This is a genomic window from Allorhodopirellula solitaria (assembly GCF_007859855.1).
GTDB classification, from domain to species: domain Bacteria; phylum Planctomycetota; class Planctomycetia; order Pirellulales; family Pirellulaceae; genus Rhodopirellula; species Rhodopirellula solitaria.
The window spans coordinates 94,293-113,191 of record NZ_SJPK01000002.1 but is presented as its reverse complement, the minus strand read 5'-3'; the positions used below and the strand labels follow the sequence as shown (position 1 = coordinate 113,191).

The 18,899-nt window shown below is 56.3% G+C and carries 18 protein-coding genes; 7 read left to right on the top strand and 11 right to left on the bottom strand.

What is annotated here, in order from left to right; all coding sequences use genetic code 11:
* Positions 1-30: 30 nt before the first annotated feature.
* The 7 genes from rpoC (at position 31) to CA85_RS03840 (ending at position 11,487) form a co-directional block, all read left to right on the top strand.
* Complete coding sequence (gene rpoC / locus CA85_RS03870) at positions 31-4,317, top strand: DNA-directed RNA polymerase subunit beta' (protein WP_146390009.1); 4,287 nt, start codon at positions 31-33, stop codon at positions 4,315-4,317.
* Between the two features lie 192 nt (positions 4,318-4,509).
* The gene (locus tag CA85_RS03865; RefSeq protein ID WP_146390008.1) at positions 4,510-4,704 is read left to right on the top strand and encodes a hypothetical protein; all 195 of its coding nucleotides are present in this window, start codon (positions 4,510-4,512) and stop codon (positions 4,702-4,704) included.
* 285 nt (positions 4,705-4,989) lie between these two features.
* Positions 4,990-7,014, top strand: a complete 2,025-nt coding sequence (speA, locus tag CA85_RS03860; protein ID WP_246112551.1) for a biosynthetic arginine decarboxylase — start codon at positions 4,990-4,992, stop codon at positions 7,012-7,014.
* A gap of 134 nt (positions 7,015-7,148) precedes the next feature.
* Complete coding sequence (locus CA85_RS03855) at positions 7,149-8,249, top strand: CobW-like GTP-binding protein (RefSeq protein WP_246112478.1); 1,101 nt, start codon at positions 7,149-7,151, stop codon at positions 8,247-8,249.
* Positions 8,250-8,307: 58 nt separating this feature from the next.
* On the top strand, positions 8,308-9,357 hold the full coding sequence (locus tag CA85_RS03850) for a methyltransferase (protein ID WP_146390006.1): 1,050 nt from the start codon (positions 8,308-8,310) through the stop codon (positions 9,355-9,357).
* On the top strand, positions 9,354-9,896 hold the full coding sequence (locus tag CA85_RS03845; protein WP_146390005.1) for a hypothetical protein: 543 nt from the start codon (positions 9,354-9,356) through the stop codon (positions 9,894-9,896). Before CA85_RS03850 ends, CA85_RS03845 begins: the two co-directional genes overlap by 4 nt.
* 358 nt (positions 9,897-10,254) lie before the next feature.
* A complete protein-coding gene (locus CA85_RS03840; protein WP_146390004.1) occupies positions 10,255-11,487 on the top strand; it encodes a formylglycine-generating enzyme family protein in 1,233 nt (410 codons plus the stop codon).
* A 675-nt stretch (positions 11,488-12,162) separates the two neighbouring features.
* Here CA85_RS03840 and CA85_RS03835 read toward each other — a convergent pair.
* From CA85_RS03835 to rplN, 11 genes are all read right to left on the bottom strand, one after another.
* Positions 12,163-12,708 carry an adenylate kinase gene (locus CA85_RS03835; protein WP_246112550.1) on the bottom strand — a complete coding sequence of 182 codons (546 nt, stop codon included), beginning with the start codon at positions 12,706-12,708 and terminating at the stop codon, positions 12,163-12,165.
* A gap of 31 nt (positions 12,709-12,739) precedes the next feature.
* Positions 12,740-14,134: a preprotein translocase subunit SecY gene (gene secY, locus CA85_RS03830; protein ID WP_146390002.1), complete on the bottom strand. Its 1,395-nt coding sequence runs from the start codon at positions 14,132-14,134 to the stop codon at positions 12,740-12,742.
* 350 nt (positions 14,135-14,484) lie between these two features.
* The gene (rplO, locus tag CA85_RS03825) at positions 14,485-14,982 is read right to left on the bottom strand and encodes a 50S ribosomal protein L15 (RefSeq protein ID WP_146390001.1); all 498 of its coding nucleotides are present in this window, start codon (positions 14,980-14,982) and stop codon (positions 14,485-14,487) included.
* Positions 14,983-15,096: 114 nt separating this feature from the next.
* Positions 15,097-15,627 carry a 30S ribosomal protein S5 gene (gene rpsE / locus CA85_RS03820; protein ID WP_146390000.1) on the bottom strand — a complete coding sequence of 177 codons (531 nt, stop codon included), beginning with the start codon at positions 15,625-15,627 and terminating at the stop codon, positions 15,097-15,099.
* Between the two features lie 83 nt (positions 15,628-15,710).
* Positions 15,711-16,079 (bottom strand): 50S ribosomal protein L18, encoded by a 369-nt coding sequence (rplR, locus tag CA85_RS03815; protein ID WP_146389999.1) that lies wholly within the window; start codon positions 16,077-16,079, stop codon positions 15,711-15,713.
* Between the two features lie 22 nt (positions 16,080-16,101).
* Positions 16,102-16,647: a 50S ribosomal protein L6 gene (gene rplF / locus CA85_RS03810; protein ID WP_146389998.1), complete on the bottom strand. Its 546-nt coding sequence runs from the start codon at positions 16,645-16,647 to the stop codon at positions 16,102-16,104.
* 81 nt (positions 16,648-16,728) lie between these two features.
* A complete protein-coding gene (gene rpsH, locus CA85_RS03805) occupies positions 16,729-17,124 on the bottom strand; it encodes a 30S ribosomal protein S8 (protein WP_146389997.1) in 396 nt (131 codons plus the stop codon).
* Between the two features lie 31 nt (positions 17,125-17,155).
* Entirely contained in the window at positions 17,156-17,341 is a 186-nt protein-coding gene (locus CA85_RS03800; protein WP_146389996.1) for a type Z 30S ribosomal protein S14, read from the bottom strand.
* A 93-nt stretch (positions 17,342-17,434) separates the two neighbouring features.
* Positions 17,435-18,010 carry a 50S ribosomal protein L5 gene (rplE, locus tag CA85_RS03795; RefSeq protein ID WP_146389995.1) on the bottom strand — a complete coding sequence of 192 codons (576 nt, stop codon included), beginning with the start codon at positions 18,008-18,010 and terminating at the stop codon, positions 17,435-17,437.
* An 80-nt stretch (positions 18,011-18,090) separates the two neighbouring features.
* Positions 18,091-18,438, bottom strand: a complete 348-nt coding sequence (rplX, locus tag CA85_RS03790; RefSeq protein WP_146389994.1) for a 50S ribosomal protein L24 — start codon at positions 18,436-18,438, stop codon at positions 18,091-18,093.
* A 58-nt stretch (positions 18,439-18,496) separates the two neighbouring features.
* Positions 18,497-18,865, bottom strand: coding sequence for a 50S ribosomal protein L14 (gene rplN, locus CA85_RS03785; protein ID WP_146389993.1), 369 nt, complete (start codon positions 18,863-18,865; stop codon positions 18,497-18,499).
* Positions 18,866-18,899 lie beyond the last annotated feature (34 nt).

Sequence of the window (18,899 nt, the reverse complement as noted above, 5' to 3'; positions counted from 1 at the left end):
GCTAAAAGCTAATAGCTAAAGGCTTCTTCCATGTCAGTTGGCGAAACCAGTAACTACGATCGCATCAACGATTACGCTTCGGTCCGCATCTCATTGGCCCGTCCTCAGGACATCAAGAGTTGGTCGTTCGGCGAAGTCAAGAAACCGGAAACGATCAACTACCGTACCTACCGACCGGAAAAAGACGGTCTGTTCTGCGAGCGAATCTTTGGCCCTGAGAAGGACTGGGAATGCGCCTGTGGCAAGTATCGGGGCATGAAGTACAAGGGCATGATCTGCGACCGCTGCGGCGTCAAGGTCACTCATTCACGCGTTCGCCGGAAACGGATGGGCCATATCGAGCTGGCCGCTCCCGTGGTCCATATCTGGTTCTTCAAAGCGATGCCATCGCGGTTGGGCAACTTGCTCGCCATGAAGACCAGTTCGCTGGAGAAGGTGATCTACTTCCAAGATTATGTCGTCATCGACCCAGGCGAAACGGATCTGGAGTCGCTGCAACTGCTCACCGAAGAGGAGTACCGGGCGGCGCGCCAACAGTACGGCCCAGGCTCCTTTGAAGCCGACATGGGCGCCGAAGCGGTTCGCAAGTTGCTCAATAAGCTCGATCTCGTTCCACTCTCGGAACAGCTGCGTGTTGACCTCGCCGAAACCGGCAGCAAGCAGAAGAAGAAGGATCTGATCAATCGTTTGAAGATTGTTGAATCGATCCGTGATAGCGACAACCGTCCCGAGTGGATGGTGCTCGATGTGATCCCTGTGATTCCGCCGGACTTGCGTCCGCTCGTGCTGCTCGATAGTGGCAATTTCGCCACGAGCGATTTGAACGACCTGTATCGCCGGATCATCAACCGCAACAACCGTTTGCGCAAGTTGGTCGATCTGAACGCCCCGGAGGTGATTATTCGCAATGAGAAGCGAATGTTGCAGCAGTCCGTCGACGCACTCTTTGACAATAACCGCTGCAAACGGCCCGTGCTCGGTTCGTCCAACCGACCGCTGAAGTCGTTGACGGACATGATCAAGGGGAAACAGGGTCGATTCCGCGAGAACCTGCTCGGCAAACGGGTCGATTATTCCGCACGTAGCGTGATCGTGGTGGGGCCGCGGTTGAAGCTGCATCAATGCGGTCTGCCGAAGAAGATCGCGTTGGAATTGTACCAACCGTTCATCATTCGCCGTCTCAAAGAGCTCGGGCACGCCGACACGATTAAATCGGCGAAGAAGATGCTCGAGCGAAAAGATGAAGAGGTATGGGATATCCTCGAACAAGTCATCAAGAATCACCCTGTGATGCTCAACCGTGCACCGACGTTGCACCGGATGGGGATTCAGGCGTTCGAGCCCACGCTGGTCGAAGGCAACGCGATTCATCTGCACCCGCTCGTCTGCAAGGGCTTCAACGCCGACTTCGACGGTGACCAGATGGCCGTTCACTTGCCGCTTTCGATCGAAGCCCAGGTCGAAGCGCATACGTTGATGCTCAGTACCAACAACGTTTTCGCGCCGTCCAACGGGAAGCCGATCATGAGCCCCTCCCAGGACATCGTCATGGGTTGTTACTACATGACCGTGGACCTGCCCGATCGCAAAGGCGAGGGGATGGTTTTCAGTGGATACGACGAAGTCGACTATGCACTCGCCCAAGGCAAGGTGGAGCTGCATACTCGGATCAAGATGCGGTTGCCTAAGTTCCAAAAACTCAAGACCGACGATGAGTCAGGCGTTTACGGCGCCGTGATCGACACCACGCCCGGTCGCGTCCGGTTCAACGAAATGCTTCCCGACGGGATGGATTTCTACAACCGTGCGATGCGTAGCGGTGACTTGGCCAAGTCGATTAGCGATTGCTATCAGCGTCTCGGCCGCAAGCCAACCATTCACCTGCTCGATGACATGATGCAGATGGGTTTCCGTGAATCCACTCGCAGCGGTCTGTCGTTCGCAACAGATGACTTGGTCACGCCCGATACCAAGCAAAAGTTCATCAAGGACGCCGAAAAGACCGTCATGAAGCATAAGAAGGCTTATGACCGCGGTTTGATGACCGGTAAGGAGCGATACAACCAAGTCCTCGATGCTTGGACGCACGCTCGGGAAGCGATCACGGCGGACATGATGAGCGCCATGGAGAACGATATCCGCGAGGGCGGTTGGTACATCAACCCGGTGTTCTTGATGTCGCACTCGGGTGCACGGGGCGGTATTGAACAGATCCGTCAGCTCGCTGGTATGCGTGGTTTGATGGCCAAGCCAACCGGTGAAATTATCGAGACGCCGATTAAGGCAAACTTCCGTGAAGGCCTATCCGTGCTCGAGTACTTCTCGTCCACCCACGGTGCCCGCAAGGGCTTGGCCGATACGGCCTTGAAGACGGCCGACAGCGGTTACCTGACTCGGAAGCTCGCCGATGTCGCGCAGAACGTGGTCGTCACCATGCACGACTGCGGCACAACCCAAGGCATCACCAAGGGGGTCGTGTACCGCGGTGAAAAGGTCGAAGTGTCCTTGTCCGATTCGATCAATGGCCGTGTCAGCTTGAAGGCGATCGTCAACCCGGTCACCGATGAACTGATCGTGGACGCCGCTCAGATGATCACGCCTGAAATCGCCCGCAAGATCGAGCAGATGGGATTGGAGAAGATCCAAGTCCGCACGCCGATGGCCTGCGACGCACCTCTGGGTGTTTGCCGCTCCTGCTACGGCATGGACATGGCTACTGGATCGATGGTCGAAGAAGGCATGGCAGTCGGTATTATCGCCGCCCAGTCGATCGGGGAGCCCGGTACTCAGCTGACGATGCGAACGTTCCACATCGGTGGTAGCGTGAGCAAGCAAGTCGAGGAATCGGACATCAAGTCCGCTCGCGACGGTGAAGTTCGCTTCACTCGCATGAAGGCGGTTACCAATACCGAAGGTCGCGACGTGGTGCTGACCCGTAACGGCCAAGTCATGTTGGTAGATGAACGCGGCCGTGAAGTGGAGTCGTACGACATTCCGACCGGATCGACGCTGATGGTCAAAGAGGGTGACAAGGTCACCGCCGGGCAGGTTCTCTGCGAATGGAACCCGTACTCGATTCCAATTCTCTCCGAAGTGACCGGTAAGATCCGCTTCGAAGACGTGGTCGAAGGTGAGACGATGCGTGTCGACCGCGAAGCCAGCGGTAACATTCGGATGGTGATCATCGATCACAAGGGTGATTTGCACCCACAGCTCGTGATCGAAGACGGCGATGGCCGGGCACTGCACGCTCAGTACCTGCCCGAACGGGCCACCATCTCGGTCAAAGAGGGCGACCAGGTCACGCCGGGTACCGTGCTCGCCGAAATGCCCCGTGAAACCGGCGGTGTGTCGGACATCACCGGTGGTTTGCCGCGGGTTACCGAGATTTTCGAAGCTCGCAAGCCGAAGGATCCTGCTGTGATCGCTGAGGTCGACGGTGAAGTCGAAATCTTGAGCGAACGCAAGCGTGGCAAGCGGACGATCATCGTCCGTAGCGACTCGGGAATCGAACGCGAACACCTCGTGCCTCACGGCAAGCACTTCCTCGTCCACACCGGGGATATCGTCAAGGCCGGCCAAGCTCTCGTCGATGGTGCTTTGGTTCCGCACGATATCTTGCGGGTCACCGGAGAAGAGGCGGTACAGCAATACCTGTTGCATGAAATCCAACAGGTCTACCGCAGTCAACGCGTCGAGATCAACGACAAGCACGGTGAGATCATCATCGCCCGCATGTTGCGGAAGGTGAAGATCGAATCGGCCGGCGATACGAACCTCTTGCCCGGCAGCGTGATGGACCGGTTCCATTTCCGCCGTGCCAACCAAGAGATGCGTGGTTGCGTGAAGATCGCCAGCCCCGGCGATACCGATTACACCGAGGGCACGATCGTACCGAAGGAAGCGTTCGAGCAGACCAACGCCGAAGTCGAAGCGATGGGCGGTGCGACCGCCAAGAGCAAACGCTGCAAGAGTGCGACCGCCAGTACCCAGTTGCTTGGGATCACCAAGGCCGCAGTGCAGTCGAACAGTTTCATCAGTGCGGCATCGTTCCAAGAAACGACCAAGGTGCTGACCGAAGCCGCTTTGGCCGGCAAGGTCGACAAGCTGGTCGGTTTGAAGGAGAACGTGATCCTCGGTCACTTGATCCCGGCTGGTACCGGTTTCCGAATCTTCCAAGATTCCGAAGTCAATTATCGCCGCGAAGCGTTGGAAGAACTGGCCGCGACCCCCGTGTCGGCGCTCGAAGAATCCTTCCCGCTGCTCGGTGGCGACGGCGAAACTGCCGAAGCAGAAGCGACGAGCAGCGAGAACTGATCGCCCACTCGATTTGCAAAACGCCAAACCTCCCCTGCTGCATCGCGGCGGGGGAGGTTTTTTATTCGTCCAGCATGATGTTGAGAGCTCGTGAAGAGATTCTTGGCGTCGTATCCGGTGGTGTTCGCTCCGCTCAACGGGCTATTTTTTAGGGTCTTCGGGGAATTTAGTGCCTGAATCGCTTGAAACGCATTGAGTCTGTATTTTGTTGGGATGAAAGATCTCAACCAACACTACCGACGACTTCTTGCGCTCAGCGACGAATGGAAAGTCGTCGACGTTGACCTCGATCTCAACGCCAACCGAGTCATCGTCGCCCTGGAACATTCCGGTGGCAAGCTACTGAGTGCCGAGACCGATCCTCGAAAAATCCCGCATCCTGAATGATTGCCACTAAATTCCGAGAAGAACCTTTTCTAAAAGCGCCTTCGGCGTAGGACAACTTGTGAGGATTCATGAGGACGCCGGTAGCGGCGTTGCCGGTTCTCGGCGGCTCGTGGATAATGAGATGCCGCCCGATGGGGAACCAAACGGGGGCAGATGCTGGAAACTTGCACCCTGGATTGGAAACGTATGAACGAACCCTTGGCGACGAAAGATTCCGTACGAGACGCTTCTGAGCGAGACGATGCTCCGCGAGGCGATGCCTGGACGCGTGAGGATGCTGCGGCGATGTACGGGATCGAGCGATGGGGGGACGGGTATTTTTCAATTTCCGAGGAGGGCACGGTGCGGGTGTCACCGGACCCGAACCAAACCGGGGCGATTGATCTGAAATCACTCGTTGACCGCTTGGTCGACCGTGGGCTGGAGTTGCCGATTCTGATCCGGTTCAACGGGATTCTCCGAGACCGGCTGCATCGCTTGGCAGATTGTTTCCAGAAGGCGATCGACGATCACGACTATGCCAGTCAGTATCGATGTGTCTTTCCGATCAAGGTGAATCAACAGCGAGAGGTGGTTCAGCAGATTGTTAGCGAGGGTTCTAAGCTCGGTTTTGGGATCGAGGCGGGTAGTAAACCGGAGTTGCTCGCTGCCGTCGCGATGGGAACGCTCGATCTACCGATCATCTGTAATGGATTCAAGGATGAGGAGTTCATTCGCTTGGCATTGCATGCTCAGCGGCTCGGACGGACAGTGATGCCGGTTGTCGAGAAAGTCAGCGAGCTCGATTTGATTCTCAGGATAGCCGAGGAGGTCGGCGTGCGTCCGACCTTTGGAATGCGAGTGAAGTTGGCGACACGCGGCAGCGGCCGATGGCAGGCCAGCGGTGGGTACCGGAGCAAGTTCGGATTGACTGTTGCCGAAGTGCTCGCCCAGCTCGATCGTCTCATCGAGATGGAGATGGGCGATTGTTTTCAGTTACTGCATTTTCACGTTGGTAGTCAGATCGGCAATATTCGGCAGTTGAAGTCTGCCATCTTGGAAGCCGCACGTATTTATGCCGACCTTAAGAAACGCGGGGCCGCGTTGGGGTACCTCGATGTCGGAGGCGGGCTCGGCGTGGATTACGATGGTTCGCAATCCGACAATGAGTCGAGTATGAACTATACGATTCAAGAGTACGCCAACGATGTCGTTTATCACGTGCAGAGTGTCTGTGATGAGGCAGACGTGCCGCACCCCCAACTGATCTCCGAGAGTGGCCGCGCGGTTGCGGCTCAACACAGTGTGTTGGTCATGGAGACTCTCGGGGTGACTTCGCAGGGGCAAGCAAGTCTGCCGAGTTGGGCACGCGTTCCCGCGGAGCAGGAACAGGCTGCGAAAGTTGCCGAAGCCGCAGTTGTCGGTGACGATAATAATCTGGGGGATGGCCGACCGAGCGAAGAAGTCCGCCGGCAACAACTTCGCAACGATGAACCAGACGGTCCGCCGGAGCATTTTGAGAAACCCGTCCATGATCTCTGGGAGCAATACAGGTTGATGACTCCCAGCAATATGCTGGAGACATTTCATGATGCTCAGGTGGCCCTCGACCTATGCATGAATCTGTTCAGCGGTGGCTACCTGCCGCTAGAGCAGCGCGTGGCTGCCGAATCGCTGTACTTCGCGATTTGTCATCGCGCTCGCGATCTCGCGGCGCAGCTCGATGAAATTCCCGAGGATCTATGCGATCTCAATCGCATGTTGTCAGATATCTACTTCGCTAACTTTTCTTTGTTCCAATCGATGCCGGATTCATGGGCGATCGATCAGTTGTTTCCGATCATGCCGATCCACCGCTTGCTCGAGCGGCCGACCCGGCACGCGGTACTCGGTGATATCACCTGTGATAGCGATGGGAAAATCGACTCCTTCGTCGGGGATGGGCACCGGACGCCAACACTGATGCTGCATCCGCTGCGTAGCGATGAACCGTACCAACTCGCTGTTTTCATGGTGGGAGCCTACCAAGAAATCCTCGGTGACCTGCATAATCTCTTCGGTGATACCCATGCCGTGCACGTGGAGCTCGACGGCGGTGTCACCAAGATCCGGTCGATTGTCAAAGGCGATACCGTTTCGGAAGTTCTAAGCTACGTCCAGTACGAGGATCGTGAGCTGGTCGAAGCGATCCAGGAAGCCGTCGAAAGTGCGATCGACAGTGGTCGTATCAACCACCAGCAAGCGGGGCGGACGGTCGCCGCGTATGAACAGGCGTTGGCGGGTTACACGTACCTGACGTCGTCGCGTCAAGGCAACGCGGCCTCATCCTGAATCGAGAATGACAACATCACCGGGGAATATCGATATTCGGACGTTCTGGCGTATGTCGAAATGAATGGTTAGGATGGCCGGGCGTTATTTGCGTGTTCCGGTTCAACTTTTCCGCTTTACTAAGGTGTCGACACATGCCCAATGCCACGAAATTCATCATGATCGGTGGCTTCCTCGGTGCGGGGAAGACCACGCTGATATCGAAGTTGGCGCGTCAATTCCAGGCCGATGGGAAGCACGTGTGCGTCGTCACCAATGACCAAGCCGCCGGGTTGGTTGATACCGAATTGCTTCGTAGCGAAGGGTTGGACGTCAACGAGGTCGGGGGTTCCTGTTTCTGTTGTAATTTCAATGGGCTGACCGACGCGATGGCGGAGTTCGAAACGCGTCAACGACCCGATGTCGTGCTCGCCGAACCGGTGGGGAGTTGCACCGATTTGGTCGCCACGATCGCTCTGCCGATGATGCAGCGCCTCGGCACGCAGTTTGACCACAGCCCCTATGCGGTGGTGCTCAAGCCCAGCCATGCTCTGCGGATTCTTTCCGGCGGCCAAGCTGGATTTTCACCCAAGGCGGAGTACATCTTCCGAAAACAACTCGAAGAGTCCGAACTCGTGCTGATCAACCGGATCGACGAACTCAGTGACGAGCAGGTGCAGACGCTTCGCGATCATATCGACGAGCAGTATCCCGGTCGGCAGGTAATCGGTATCTCCGCCCGCACGGGTGAGAACCTCGATCGAGTTTCTGAGGCATTGCGAGCATCTGCTGCGTCACGTAACCACTTGATGGAGGTCGATTACGACGTGTACGCCGACGGCGAAGCTGAACTGGGCTGGCTCAACGCGACGGCGACGTTGGCCGCTGGCAAGGGGCTCTCGCTGGACGATCTTGCCGTTGGTTTGGTGGAGTCGATTCGTCGCGAGTTGCTGGTCGCTGATGCAGAGCCGGCTCACCTGAAGATCCTCTGTTCTTCGGCTCGCGATGTCAGTGTTGCGAATTTGGTCAGTAGCGACACCGACACGATGTTATCGGTGTCGAGCCAAAACGCAGCTTCGGAGATCAAGGTGGTTGTCAATGCACGGGTCTGCATAGCACCGGAGTTACTTCGCCCGCTCGTTGAAAATGTGCTCGAGCAAATGGCAGAGCAGCACGAAGCGGCGTTACAGGTGGAGCAGATGGAAGCGTTCCGTCCAGGACGCCCCGAGCCCACCCACCGGGTCACATCGCTCTGATATCCGCTAGAATGCGGATCACGTTTCGTCTGTCCCGCTGCTATCGAGAGAATCACGATTGACCATTGCCAAGCTGACTGAGTCACCCACGACGGATCCCGCGACGATCCTGCGTTTTCGCGATCGCCAGTACGCTGCCGACTTGATCGCGGCGGCGATTCTTGAGTTCGATCTGTTTAGTTTTCTTCAGCAGCGCGAGGGGATCTCGTTTGCCGAGATCTGCGAACACTACGCGTGGAAGACACGCCCTGCGGATGTGTTGATGACACTTTGTCGGGCCAGCGGATTTGTGGTTACCGATGAGGCAGGCGGCAATCGGTTGACCGACGTCGGTCGGGAGTTTTTAACAACCGATAGCCCTTGGTTCTTAGGTCCGTATTACCGGCCAATCGCAGATTCGCCCGTTCTCAAGGACTTCGTCACCATTTTGAAAACGGGCAAGCCTGCGAATTGGCAGGCGAAGTCGGGCGGGGCCGATTGGCACGAGTCGATGAAGGACGAATCGTTTGCCAATAGCTTCACCGAATTGATGAACTGCCGCGGCATCGCCTTCGGTCAGAAGCTCGCCGAAGCAGTGACGCCCTATTTGCAGGATCACAAGTATCTTCTCGATATTGGCGGTGGTTCGGGGATTTACAGTACCACGATGGTTGCTCGGCACGAACAACTCCACGCCACTGTTTTCGAACAGGCGCCGGTCGATGCCATTGCCCGCCGCGAGATCGAGCGTCTGGGGCTGGGTGACCGGGTCAATGTCGTTGCGGGAGACATGTTCCAGGATCCTTGGCCAGAGAACGCTGATGTGATTTTGCTATCGAACCTGCTCCACGATTGGGATAACGCTGAGGCGCAATCGATTGTCGATCGTGCCGCAGATTCGCTTTCTCCGGGCGGCCTGATTATCATTCATGGCGCGATTATCAACGCCGATAAAACGGGGCCATTGCCCGTTGCTGAGTATTCGTCGCTGTTGATGAACATCACCCAAGGCAAATGTTACAGCGTGACGGAATATCAAGATTTCCTTGCTCCCCACGGTTTCGATTTTCATCCCTACGAGCCGACGATCGGCGACCGCGGTTTCCTCGTCGCGACGAAGCAACCATGAACCGATTGAAAACTGTGACGGCATTGGCAGCCACTCTCGTTCTTTTGAATTGCGGAATCGCCAACGCAGGTGACCAAGAGAAGCCTGGGGTGGAGGTGAAGTTGAGGTCAGAACGGGACACTGCCAAGATCGTTGTGGCTGACGATCGTGTGCAGATATCGATTCGAAGCGCTAAGGGGATCGGCGACGCCACGATCCGGCGGATCGGTCCATCGTGGCCCGAGTGTGTTGTCCTGCGACTGCACTTGAAGGCCCTCGAAGACTTCCGAGTCTCAGGCGGTGATATCACTCTTCACGCCTCGCTATCGAGCTATCCCTCGACACCGCGTATCCGCCGCTGGAAGAATGACGAAGAAGAGATCTTGCTCGGCAAAGAGAGCGAGTACTGGATGCCGATCAAGCGATTCGATGCCAAGGGAGATCCGGCCGCTGAGATCCCGTTGAAGGATGGCTGGATTGAAATTCGGTTGCCGGCAGCTTTTCTCGCCGAACAACCGTTGGAGATCACGCTACGCTGGATCGATTTCTACCGTGGGTAAAACTCAGCTATCGCGCCGCAGGCCGGTGCTGTCGATTCCCCACAAGTCAGCTCCCCCGTGTGTTAGTCACACGCCGACAGCGTGATAGAAAATAGCTGGTGTCTTGAGAACCACCGTAGGTGGCGCCGCGCTGACCCTACGGCTATTCTCTATCATCCCTCACGGGAGACTTGTGCTTAACTGGCAGCTCGTCGCATGTTCCTCAACCAGTTCGACGCTTATTCATCATGCGAGACGGCGGAGCGCAAGAACGGCTTGGCGACGAACCCAGCGAAGCGATCGGTTAGAATGCATCGAGGATTTGCCGTTTCGAAAACAGATGCTTTTGCCTCAACCTCCCACCCCACGTTGTTGAACGATGCCTAACTGCTCGCGTCTTTTGAGTCTCGCCTATCTTGGGTTTCACTGTTCGTTCGCATTGGTACTCGCATCGCTGGTGTTGACGCCAGCGTCACTGTCCCGCGCCGAAACCGCGTCTAGGCTCGCCGTTGGGCTTGCCGAGGCTAAACCGGACGTGGGGCCCAGTGTTGAGCTGGAAAACGGACTGTTCATGGTTCCTTACACAGCGAAGATCCCAGGCACGGACATCACCTTTGAGATGATCCCTGTTCCCGGTGGCGAGTTCACGATGGGAACGCCCGTAGACAACGAAGAACGTAGCAAGGCCGAAGGTCCCACTGTGGAATTGAAAGTGGATCCAATGTGGGTCGCACGCACCGAAACACGTTGGGACATGTACAAGGAATACATGCGTATGTACGCAGTCTTCAAGAACTTTGAGGCCAATGGAATGCGCGAAATCAACGGTCAGAACTCCACCGACGCGGTCACCGCACCTACCGAGCTTTACGATATCTCGTTCACGTTTGAATTCGGCGACGAGTCGCGACAACCTGCCGTCACCATGACCCAGTACGCAGCCCAACAATTCACAAAGTGGCTCTCGCGAATATCGGGAATCCAATACCGACTTCCGACTGAGGCGGAATGGGAATACGCGGCGCGTGGCGGTACGGATACCGCGTACAGTTGGGGTGATAGCGACGACGACATGGATGACTACGCATGGCACTTCGAGAATAGTGCCCACGGTCCAGGACTCGTGGGTACCAAGAAGCCCAACCCATTCGGCTTGTTCGACATGCACGGCAACGTTGCCGAATGGACGGTCAACCAATATACCGAGAATGGCTACCAGTGGATCGTCGATGAAAATCTTCACAACGCGACGACCACCGTCCGGCTTCCCAAAGACTCGGCCGGGTGCGTCGTCCGTGGTGGTAGCTGGGAAATGAGTTCGCCGGATTTGCGAAGTGCCGCACGCTTTGCCAGTGACGATGAACTTTGGAAAGAAACTGACCCGTGTTTCCCCAATAGTCCCTGGTGGTACACCGACGATCCGTCGCGTGGTGTGGGTTTCCGGATTTTTCGGTCCGCGAAAGATCTACCTGACGACGTGATCGTGAAGTTCTGGGAAACCAATTCGCAACCAACCATGAACGACGTGAAATACCGCGTTTCAGAGGGTCGGGCTGGATATGGATTGGTCGACGAAGGTCTTCCGGATGCTGCGGCAGCTCACGATGAGTGATACAGCAAGGCGTCCAGGATGTCCCGCCACGCAACAGAACAGACCCCCAAAGTCGCTCACCAGCTCGCACCAAGTCGCCCGGTCCAGTCCCAGCCGAACGAATATCGGTGGGATACCGCTGGAGTGCGACCACGTCGGGGCGTGATCGGGGGATGAAATGGAAATGATTCGAGAGAATTGAAAACGCCAGCAGATCGACTTGGTTTCCTGTCAGACAAGCTGACAGGGGAACGTGTGTCGATACCGCGGTTTTCTAATTTGAAAACGTCGCTTCGGCGTTTGACAAGCACACGGGGGAGCAAACTTGTGGGTAATCGACAGGTGGGAACCGGCCCTACGCGTTCCAGTATCAGCTAGTGGCCTGGGACCGCTAAGAATTAGGGTCGGCTGGAGTGGGCAAGGCAACGAGTCCTCCGCAATTTGCTGGATGAAGAGGACTCGACGCCTCGTCCACTACCCTAAAATCAAGGCGTCACAAACCACTAGCCACGAATTTCACGAATGGACACGAATAGAATCCACTTCTTGATTCGTGTCGATTCGTAAGATTCGTGGCTAAACTCATTATTGGTGAAGAGCTTCGGGTAGGTGCGGGAACGCAGGGAGGTTCAGTTCGACCAGGTGGGTGTGGCCGGTGGGAACCGGCCCTACTACCCATCGTTGCACATCGCTTGCTTAGCAGCTGAACTGGTTGATGGTGGCGAACACGGCGTCTTCGCTCCGCATCCCATCGACAGACCGGACTAGGCTTTGCTGCTCGTAGTGGGCTAGCAGGGGTGCCGTCCGCTCTTCGTAGAGCTCGAACCGCTCGTGGATGAACTCGGGAGAGTCGTCACTGCGATGACCGCACTGCGAGCGTTTGGTGAGCCGTTGGACCAATTCGGCAACGTCGACCACCAAATGGATCACATGGTCGAGCTGTTGCGAACATTGATGCAAGATCGCATCGAAGGCTTGCGCCTGGACGAGCGTCCGGGGAAACCCATCGAGTAGGTATCCTCGCTGGCAATCATCGGCGAGCAAACGCTGCGCGATCATCTGCATGATGAAATCGTCGGGCGCAAAATGGCCGCGATCAATACTCGAATGAATCGCATGGCCCGTTTCACTGTCGAGCGAGCGGAGCATCTCCCCGGTGCTGATGTGCGGAACGCCGAAGTGATTACTCAAGCGTTCGCACTGGGTGCCCTTGCCCGATCCGGGAGGACCGATGAAGACCATCTTCACGATTCTGGATTCCCCGCTGGCAGAACTAGACTACCGGGGAGGTGCCGCCACCGGCTCCTTCGAGCAGGCCGCGGTAGTTTCGCATCACGAGGTGACTGTCGATCTTCTGGACCAAGTCAAATGCCACACTGACGGCAATCAGGAGACCGGTACCCCCGTAGAAGCCAGCGATCGAATAAGGCACGCCGAGCGAGCCGTAGACGATCGTGGGAACGATGGCGATCAGTCCGAGGAATGCTGCACCGACGTAGGTGATCCGGACCATCACCTTCTCGAGGTAATCGGTCGTTCGGCGGCCTGGCCGATAGCCGGGGATAAAGGTGCCGCTTTCCTTGAGGTTATCACTCATCTCCTTCGGATTGAACGTGATCGCCGTCCAGAAGTAGCAGAAGAAGAAAATCAACGCGACGTACAGCAGGTTGAAGAAGTATGACGTTTGGTCACTCAGCGTCAGACTCATCGTGTTGAGTGCTCGGAAGAGTGTTCCCGAGGAGTCAAAGCGGCCGGCCAGGAAGCTGAAGAACACGCCTGGGATCATCAACAAGCTGCTGGCGAAAATGATGGGCATCACGCCCGCTTGGTTGATTCGCAGTGGCAAGAACTGGCGGGTTCCGCCGTAGACTCGGCGTCCGCGGGTAAACTTGGCTGACTGCGTGGGGATTTTGCGTTGACCGAGAGTGATGAACACGACCCCAAAAACAACCACAACGAACAACACGACGAGGATAATCAGAGTTTCGATACCGACCTGCCCTTTGGCGAGTCCAGTCAGTTCGGGTTTCATTCCCAAGACGAGCTCGTAGAGAGCTTTCGGCATTTGAGCGAGGATGCCTGCCATGATGAGCAAGCTGATACCGTTGCCGATCCCGTACTCATCAATCTGCTCACCCAACCACATCAGGAACACGGTACCCGTGGTCATGGTGAGCACGGCAACGATCTGCCAACCGAAATACAGTTCTTGATCTGCATTCATGAAGCTGGGGTTGATATTGCTCTGTCCGTCGGCCCCCGCCATCAACATGAACTTGAGATACATGTAGCTCTGCACGAGACAGATCAACACCGTCAGGTACCGGGTGTACTCATTGAGCTTCTTACGGCCGGCCTCACCTTCCTTCTTCAGCTGTTCGAGCGGCTTATAGACGCTACCGAGCAGTTGGAAGATGATCGATGCCGAGATATATGGCATGATCCCAAGGCCAAAGATTGTTGCTTGACGCAAATCACTGGCGGCAAAGACGCTGACCTTTTGCAGGAAATCGGAGGCGCCACCACCAGCGGCATCCTCGAGATTGGCGGCAATCATCGGCAGCGGAATGTGAAATCCGATCCGGTAAACAGCAAGCAGCCCGATGGTCAGCAAGATCTTCTTGCGGAGTTCGGGAATCGAGAAAATGATTCGGAGCTTTTCGAACATCGATCCGTCCGTCGTCGAGCGTTGGAGGGTGAGTGGGGGCTTAGCAAGCCGGAGAGTCTAGCGATCGGCGTGGATCAGTACGAGAGCGCTTTGGAAAACGAAATCGGGATCAGCCGGGAAGGCGTTCGCCACCGTTGAGAGTGGCAATTGCCGGGACGCAGGCATTGTTGTTAGTCAGAGCTGATCCGTCTCAGCCGCTGGGCCCTGGACTGCCAGGGCCGCACGACAAAATGCGGTTGGCACGTAGGAACCGCTGAATAGGTTCGACAGTTTCCAGGCGACCCACTATGGATCAACGTCGATCAAGCAGAAGTCACAGGGGTCTGACGGCGAACCGCGGATGGTGCCGTTTAGGCCTTTTCCTTCTTCAGATCCGCGACGCGTTCATCGGGAGTCCGTTTCGCTGGGATCTTGTCGATCGTTCCGCCAGCAGCGGTGATCTTCTCTTCGGCGGACTTGCTGAAGCGGTGCGCTCGCACTGTCAACTTCTTGGTGATCTCACCATCGCCGAGAATCTTGACCTCGTCGAACGTGCCTTTCGCAACGTTCTTAGCGGCCATTGCCTCGAGGGTAACGGTATCGCCGTCGTTGAAGATCTCATTGAGACGTTCGACGTTGACAGCAAAGACGGAAACCGCCCACTTGTTATGGAAGCCGCGTTTTGGAATCCGGCGGAACATGGGCATCGCCCCGCCTTGGAAGTTAGGTTTGCGGCTGTAACCACTACGGCTCTTGTGGCCCTTGTGTCCACGTCCGGAGGTTTTGCCGGTGCCGCTACCGGGGCCGCGGCCGATACGTTTTCGATTGCGGTGCTTGGTAATTCCGCGATGGACGTCGTTGAGTTGCATAGTAACGGTACTGAGTTGGGGAGGACTGAGGGCTGAGACAATCGCTCGCTCAACATCCTTCTGATTGAATGGAAGCTATCCGGAAAAGAGGCGGGCCTCTTTTCGTCTCGCGGTTTAGGCCTCGATGAGCTCTTCGGGGGACAGACCACGTAGAGCAGCGATCTGTTCGCGAGTCCGCAGTTTGCTCATGGCGTCGAGGGTGGCCTTGACCAGGGTCACGGGATTGTTCGTTCCATAGGACTTGGTCAGGATATCGTGGATGCCGCAGGCTTCGCAGACAGCCCGGACAGCTTGGCCGGCGATGATACCGGTACCCGCTCCAGCTGGGATCAGAACAACCTTGGCGGCACCGAAGTGGCCCCAGACTTGGTGGGGGATACTGCCTTCGACCAGCGGCACTTCAATCATGCTGCGTGACGCTTGCTTAGTCGCTTTCTGAACGCTTGGCGGGACCTCATTGGCCTTGCCGTAGCCCCAGCCGACTCTTCCGTTGCTATCGCCCACGACGACCATGGCGGCAAAGCTGAAACGACGACCGCCCTTGACGACAGCGGCACAGCGTTTGATTTTCACGATCCGGTCGACCAGACCGCTTTCCAAAGCTGGCTCTTCGTTTTTGCGTCTGTTGCTGCGTGCGTTACTCATTTTGGCAAATAATCTGCTGGAAGGTTTGCAGGGGCGGAGTGCGGCCGACTGCGGTTTATTGAGTGAAAAAGGCGGTGTGACGGTTAGAACTGGAGTCCGGCTTCACGAGCGGCATCGGCGAAGGCGCGAACCCGACCGTGATACTTGTTGTGACCCCGATCGAGTTGGGCGATCTTGATACCGGCTTCGGCGGCCCGTTCGGCGACCAGCTTACCAACGATTGCCGCTGCGTCACAGTTGCCACCGGATTTCACTTGATCACGGACGCTTTTGTCACGCGTGCTCGCACTAACGAGCGTCTTGCCCTGCTCGTCATCGACGACCTGGCAAGCGAAGTGCTTCAGGGAGCGTTCGATGCAGAGACGCGGTTGGTTGGAGTCACCACGCAATTTGTTTCGAACGTGACGGCGACGGCGAAGTCGCCGCGACTGAATCTTTTTGTTTTTATCCATGACAATACACCGATGGTGATGATTATTTGGTAGCGGACTTGCCGGGCTTGATCTTGACGTATTCGCCCTGGTAGCGAACGCCCTTGCCCTTGTATGGTTCGGGTTTGCGCAGTGAGCGGATGTCGGCAGCGAACTGGCCTACCCGCTGTTTGTCACAGCCTTGCACGACAACGTGCGTTTGATCGGGACAGGTCACGGTCAAATCAGCCGGGATCTTGCGGTGCAGCTCGTTGGCGAAACCGACTCGAAGCTGCAGTGTATCGCCACTGATGGACGCCAGGTAACCCACCCCAACGATTTCGAGTTTCTTCTCGTAACCCTGCGTCACACCCTCGACCATGTTGGCCACGATGGCACGTGTGAGGCCGTGGAATTCTCGTGAAGGGCGGGAGTCGTCAGCTCGCGTGACGCTGACGTCGTTGGCATCGGAGTCGACGCTGATGCTGACTTCAGGACGATGCGTGAACGTCAACTTACCTTTAGGGCCTTCTACATTGACGGTGCGGTCGTTGACTGCAATCGTGACGCCGGCAGGGATCGCAATGGGCTTTTTACCGATGCGGCTCATGGCTGATTCGCTTGATCAAACTAGGGATGTGGGAGAATCACCCCGATCAATCGAGGTGTTGAAAAGTAGAACGACAGAGCCTCAGGAGACTTCGCAGAGGACTTCGCCGCCGATTTTATCGCGCCGAGCTTCCCGGTCACTCACCACACCTTTGCTGGTGCTGATGATTCGGATTCCGAGGCCGCCGAGTACGGGACGCAGCTCTTTGCTGCGTGAGTACATCCGGCGTCCCGGTTTGCTGAGTCGCTTGATTGTCTGAATCACACGTTCGCCATTGGGGCCGTACTTCAGCTCCAGACGCAGCGTCTTGACAGGTTCAGTGTCTTCCTCTTTCCAGTCCCAGATGAAGCCTTCTCGCTTCAGGACGTCGGCCAATCCGCGTTTGACGCGGCTGGCAGGAATATCAACATAGGGCCGTTCAACACGCACCGCGTTACGGATTCGTGTGAGCATGTCGGCAATGGGGTCGGTCATCATAGCTGTGGGTTCCCTTTTACTGTTTCCAATCTCACCAACTGGCCTTACGCACGCCGGGGATCAACCCGATGTTCGCATTTAGGCGAAAACAGATCCGGCACAAGCCGAATTTGCGATAGACCGACCGCGGACGACCACAATAGTTGCAGCGGTTTTCTTTCCGTGAGGAAAACTTTGGCGTGCGAGCCGCCTTGGCGATTTTGGATTTGCTTGCCACGAAAGGACCTGCGGTGAACGGAGCGGGCGGTAAGGCCCATTTGGGAAACGTAACGGTGAGGTGGTTTAATGTGAATCGATCACAGGCAGAGCTTTACGCCGCGCCGGATTTCTCTTTGGGCTGCTTGAACGGCATTCCGAACTGTTCAAGCAAGGCCCGGCCTTCGTCGTTGGTACGAGCCGAAGTGATCATGCTAATGTTCATTCCTTGAGGACGCACGAACTTGTCGGGGTTGAGTTCTGGGAAAACGAGTTGCTCGTTCAGGCCCAGCGTGTAGTTGCCGCGGCCATCGAAAGCGTTGCGATTGATCCCGCGAAAGTCACGAACCCGAGGCAGCACCACGGAGATCAAACGATCGAGGAACTCATACATGCGCTGACGACGAAGCGTCACCATGCATCCGATTGGCATGCCTTCACGCAGTCGGAAGGTAGCAACCGATTTGCGAGCCAAAGTCAGGACTGGCTTTTGACCAGTGATCTGGGTCATGGACTCGTATGCCATGTCGAGGACTTTTTTGTCTGCGACAGCGGCACCCACTCCCATGTTCAGCGTGATCTTCTCTAGCCGAGGGACTTGGTGTGGGTTGGTATAACCGAACTGCGCTTTCAAGGCTTCCCGTACGGATTCCTCGTAGCGAGCTTGCAATCGTGGTTTGTTTGTGGACATGGGAGGCGTTCGCGCCAGTGTGATTTGCGGTGGAAATTAAAATTGGAGATCGTCGCCGGAGGATACGGCAACCGAGAACTTTACTTCGCTGCTCGACTCGATTTGGCGGGCGATACCTGGCCCAAACTCGTGCCACTCTGTTTGGCGAACCGTTCTTTACTGCCATCTTGGAGGAACCGCAGTCCGATACGACTGGGCTTGCCAGTCGACGGGTCAACGATCATCACGTTGCTGGCACTGATAGGCATCTCTTTGCTGAGACGACCACCCTGCGGGTTCTTTTGGCTTTGACGAACGTGCTTCCAGACCTTGGCGGCACCTTCGACAATCACCTTTTTGGCGTCGCGATCGATCTTGATAATCTTTCCTTGGTGCCCTTTGCTGGCTCCGGAAATCACGATCACTTCGTCATTGATTCGAAAATTCATTTTGTTTGCTTCTAGCAATTAGCGACTAGCTGTGTTTCGGTCTCAGTTGAAAGCTCGTTCAGACGACTTCGTTGGCCAAGCTGACGATCTTGGTGAATTTGTGCTCCCGAAGCTCTCTAGCGACGGCACCAAAAATTCGTGTACCACGGGGGTTGCGATCCTTGTCGACCAACACGACGGCGTTGGAATCGAATCGGATATAGCTTCCATCGGGGCGACGAGTCGGCGTTTTCGTACGCACGATGACCGCACGCACAACCGCTTTCTTCTTGACTTCGCTACCGGGAATCACGCTTTTGACGCTGCAAACGATCACGTCACCGACCGTTGCGAACCGCCGGCGACTTCCGCCGAGCACCTTGATGCACATCACTTGACGAGCACCGGTGTTGTCCGCGACGTCGAGCCGAGTTTCTTGTTGGATCATTTAATTTACTTCAACGACAAATAGATGGTTTCCG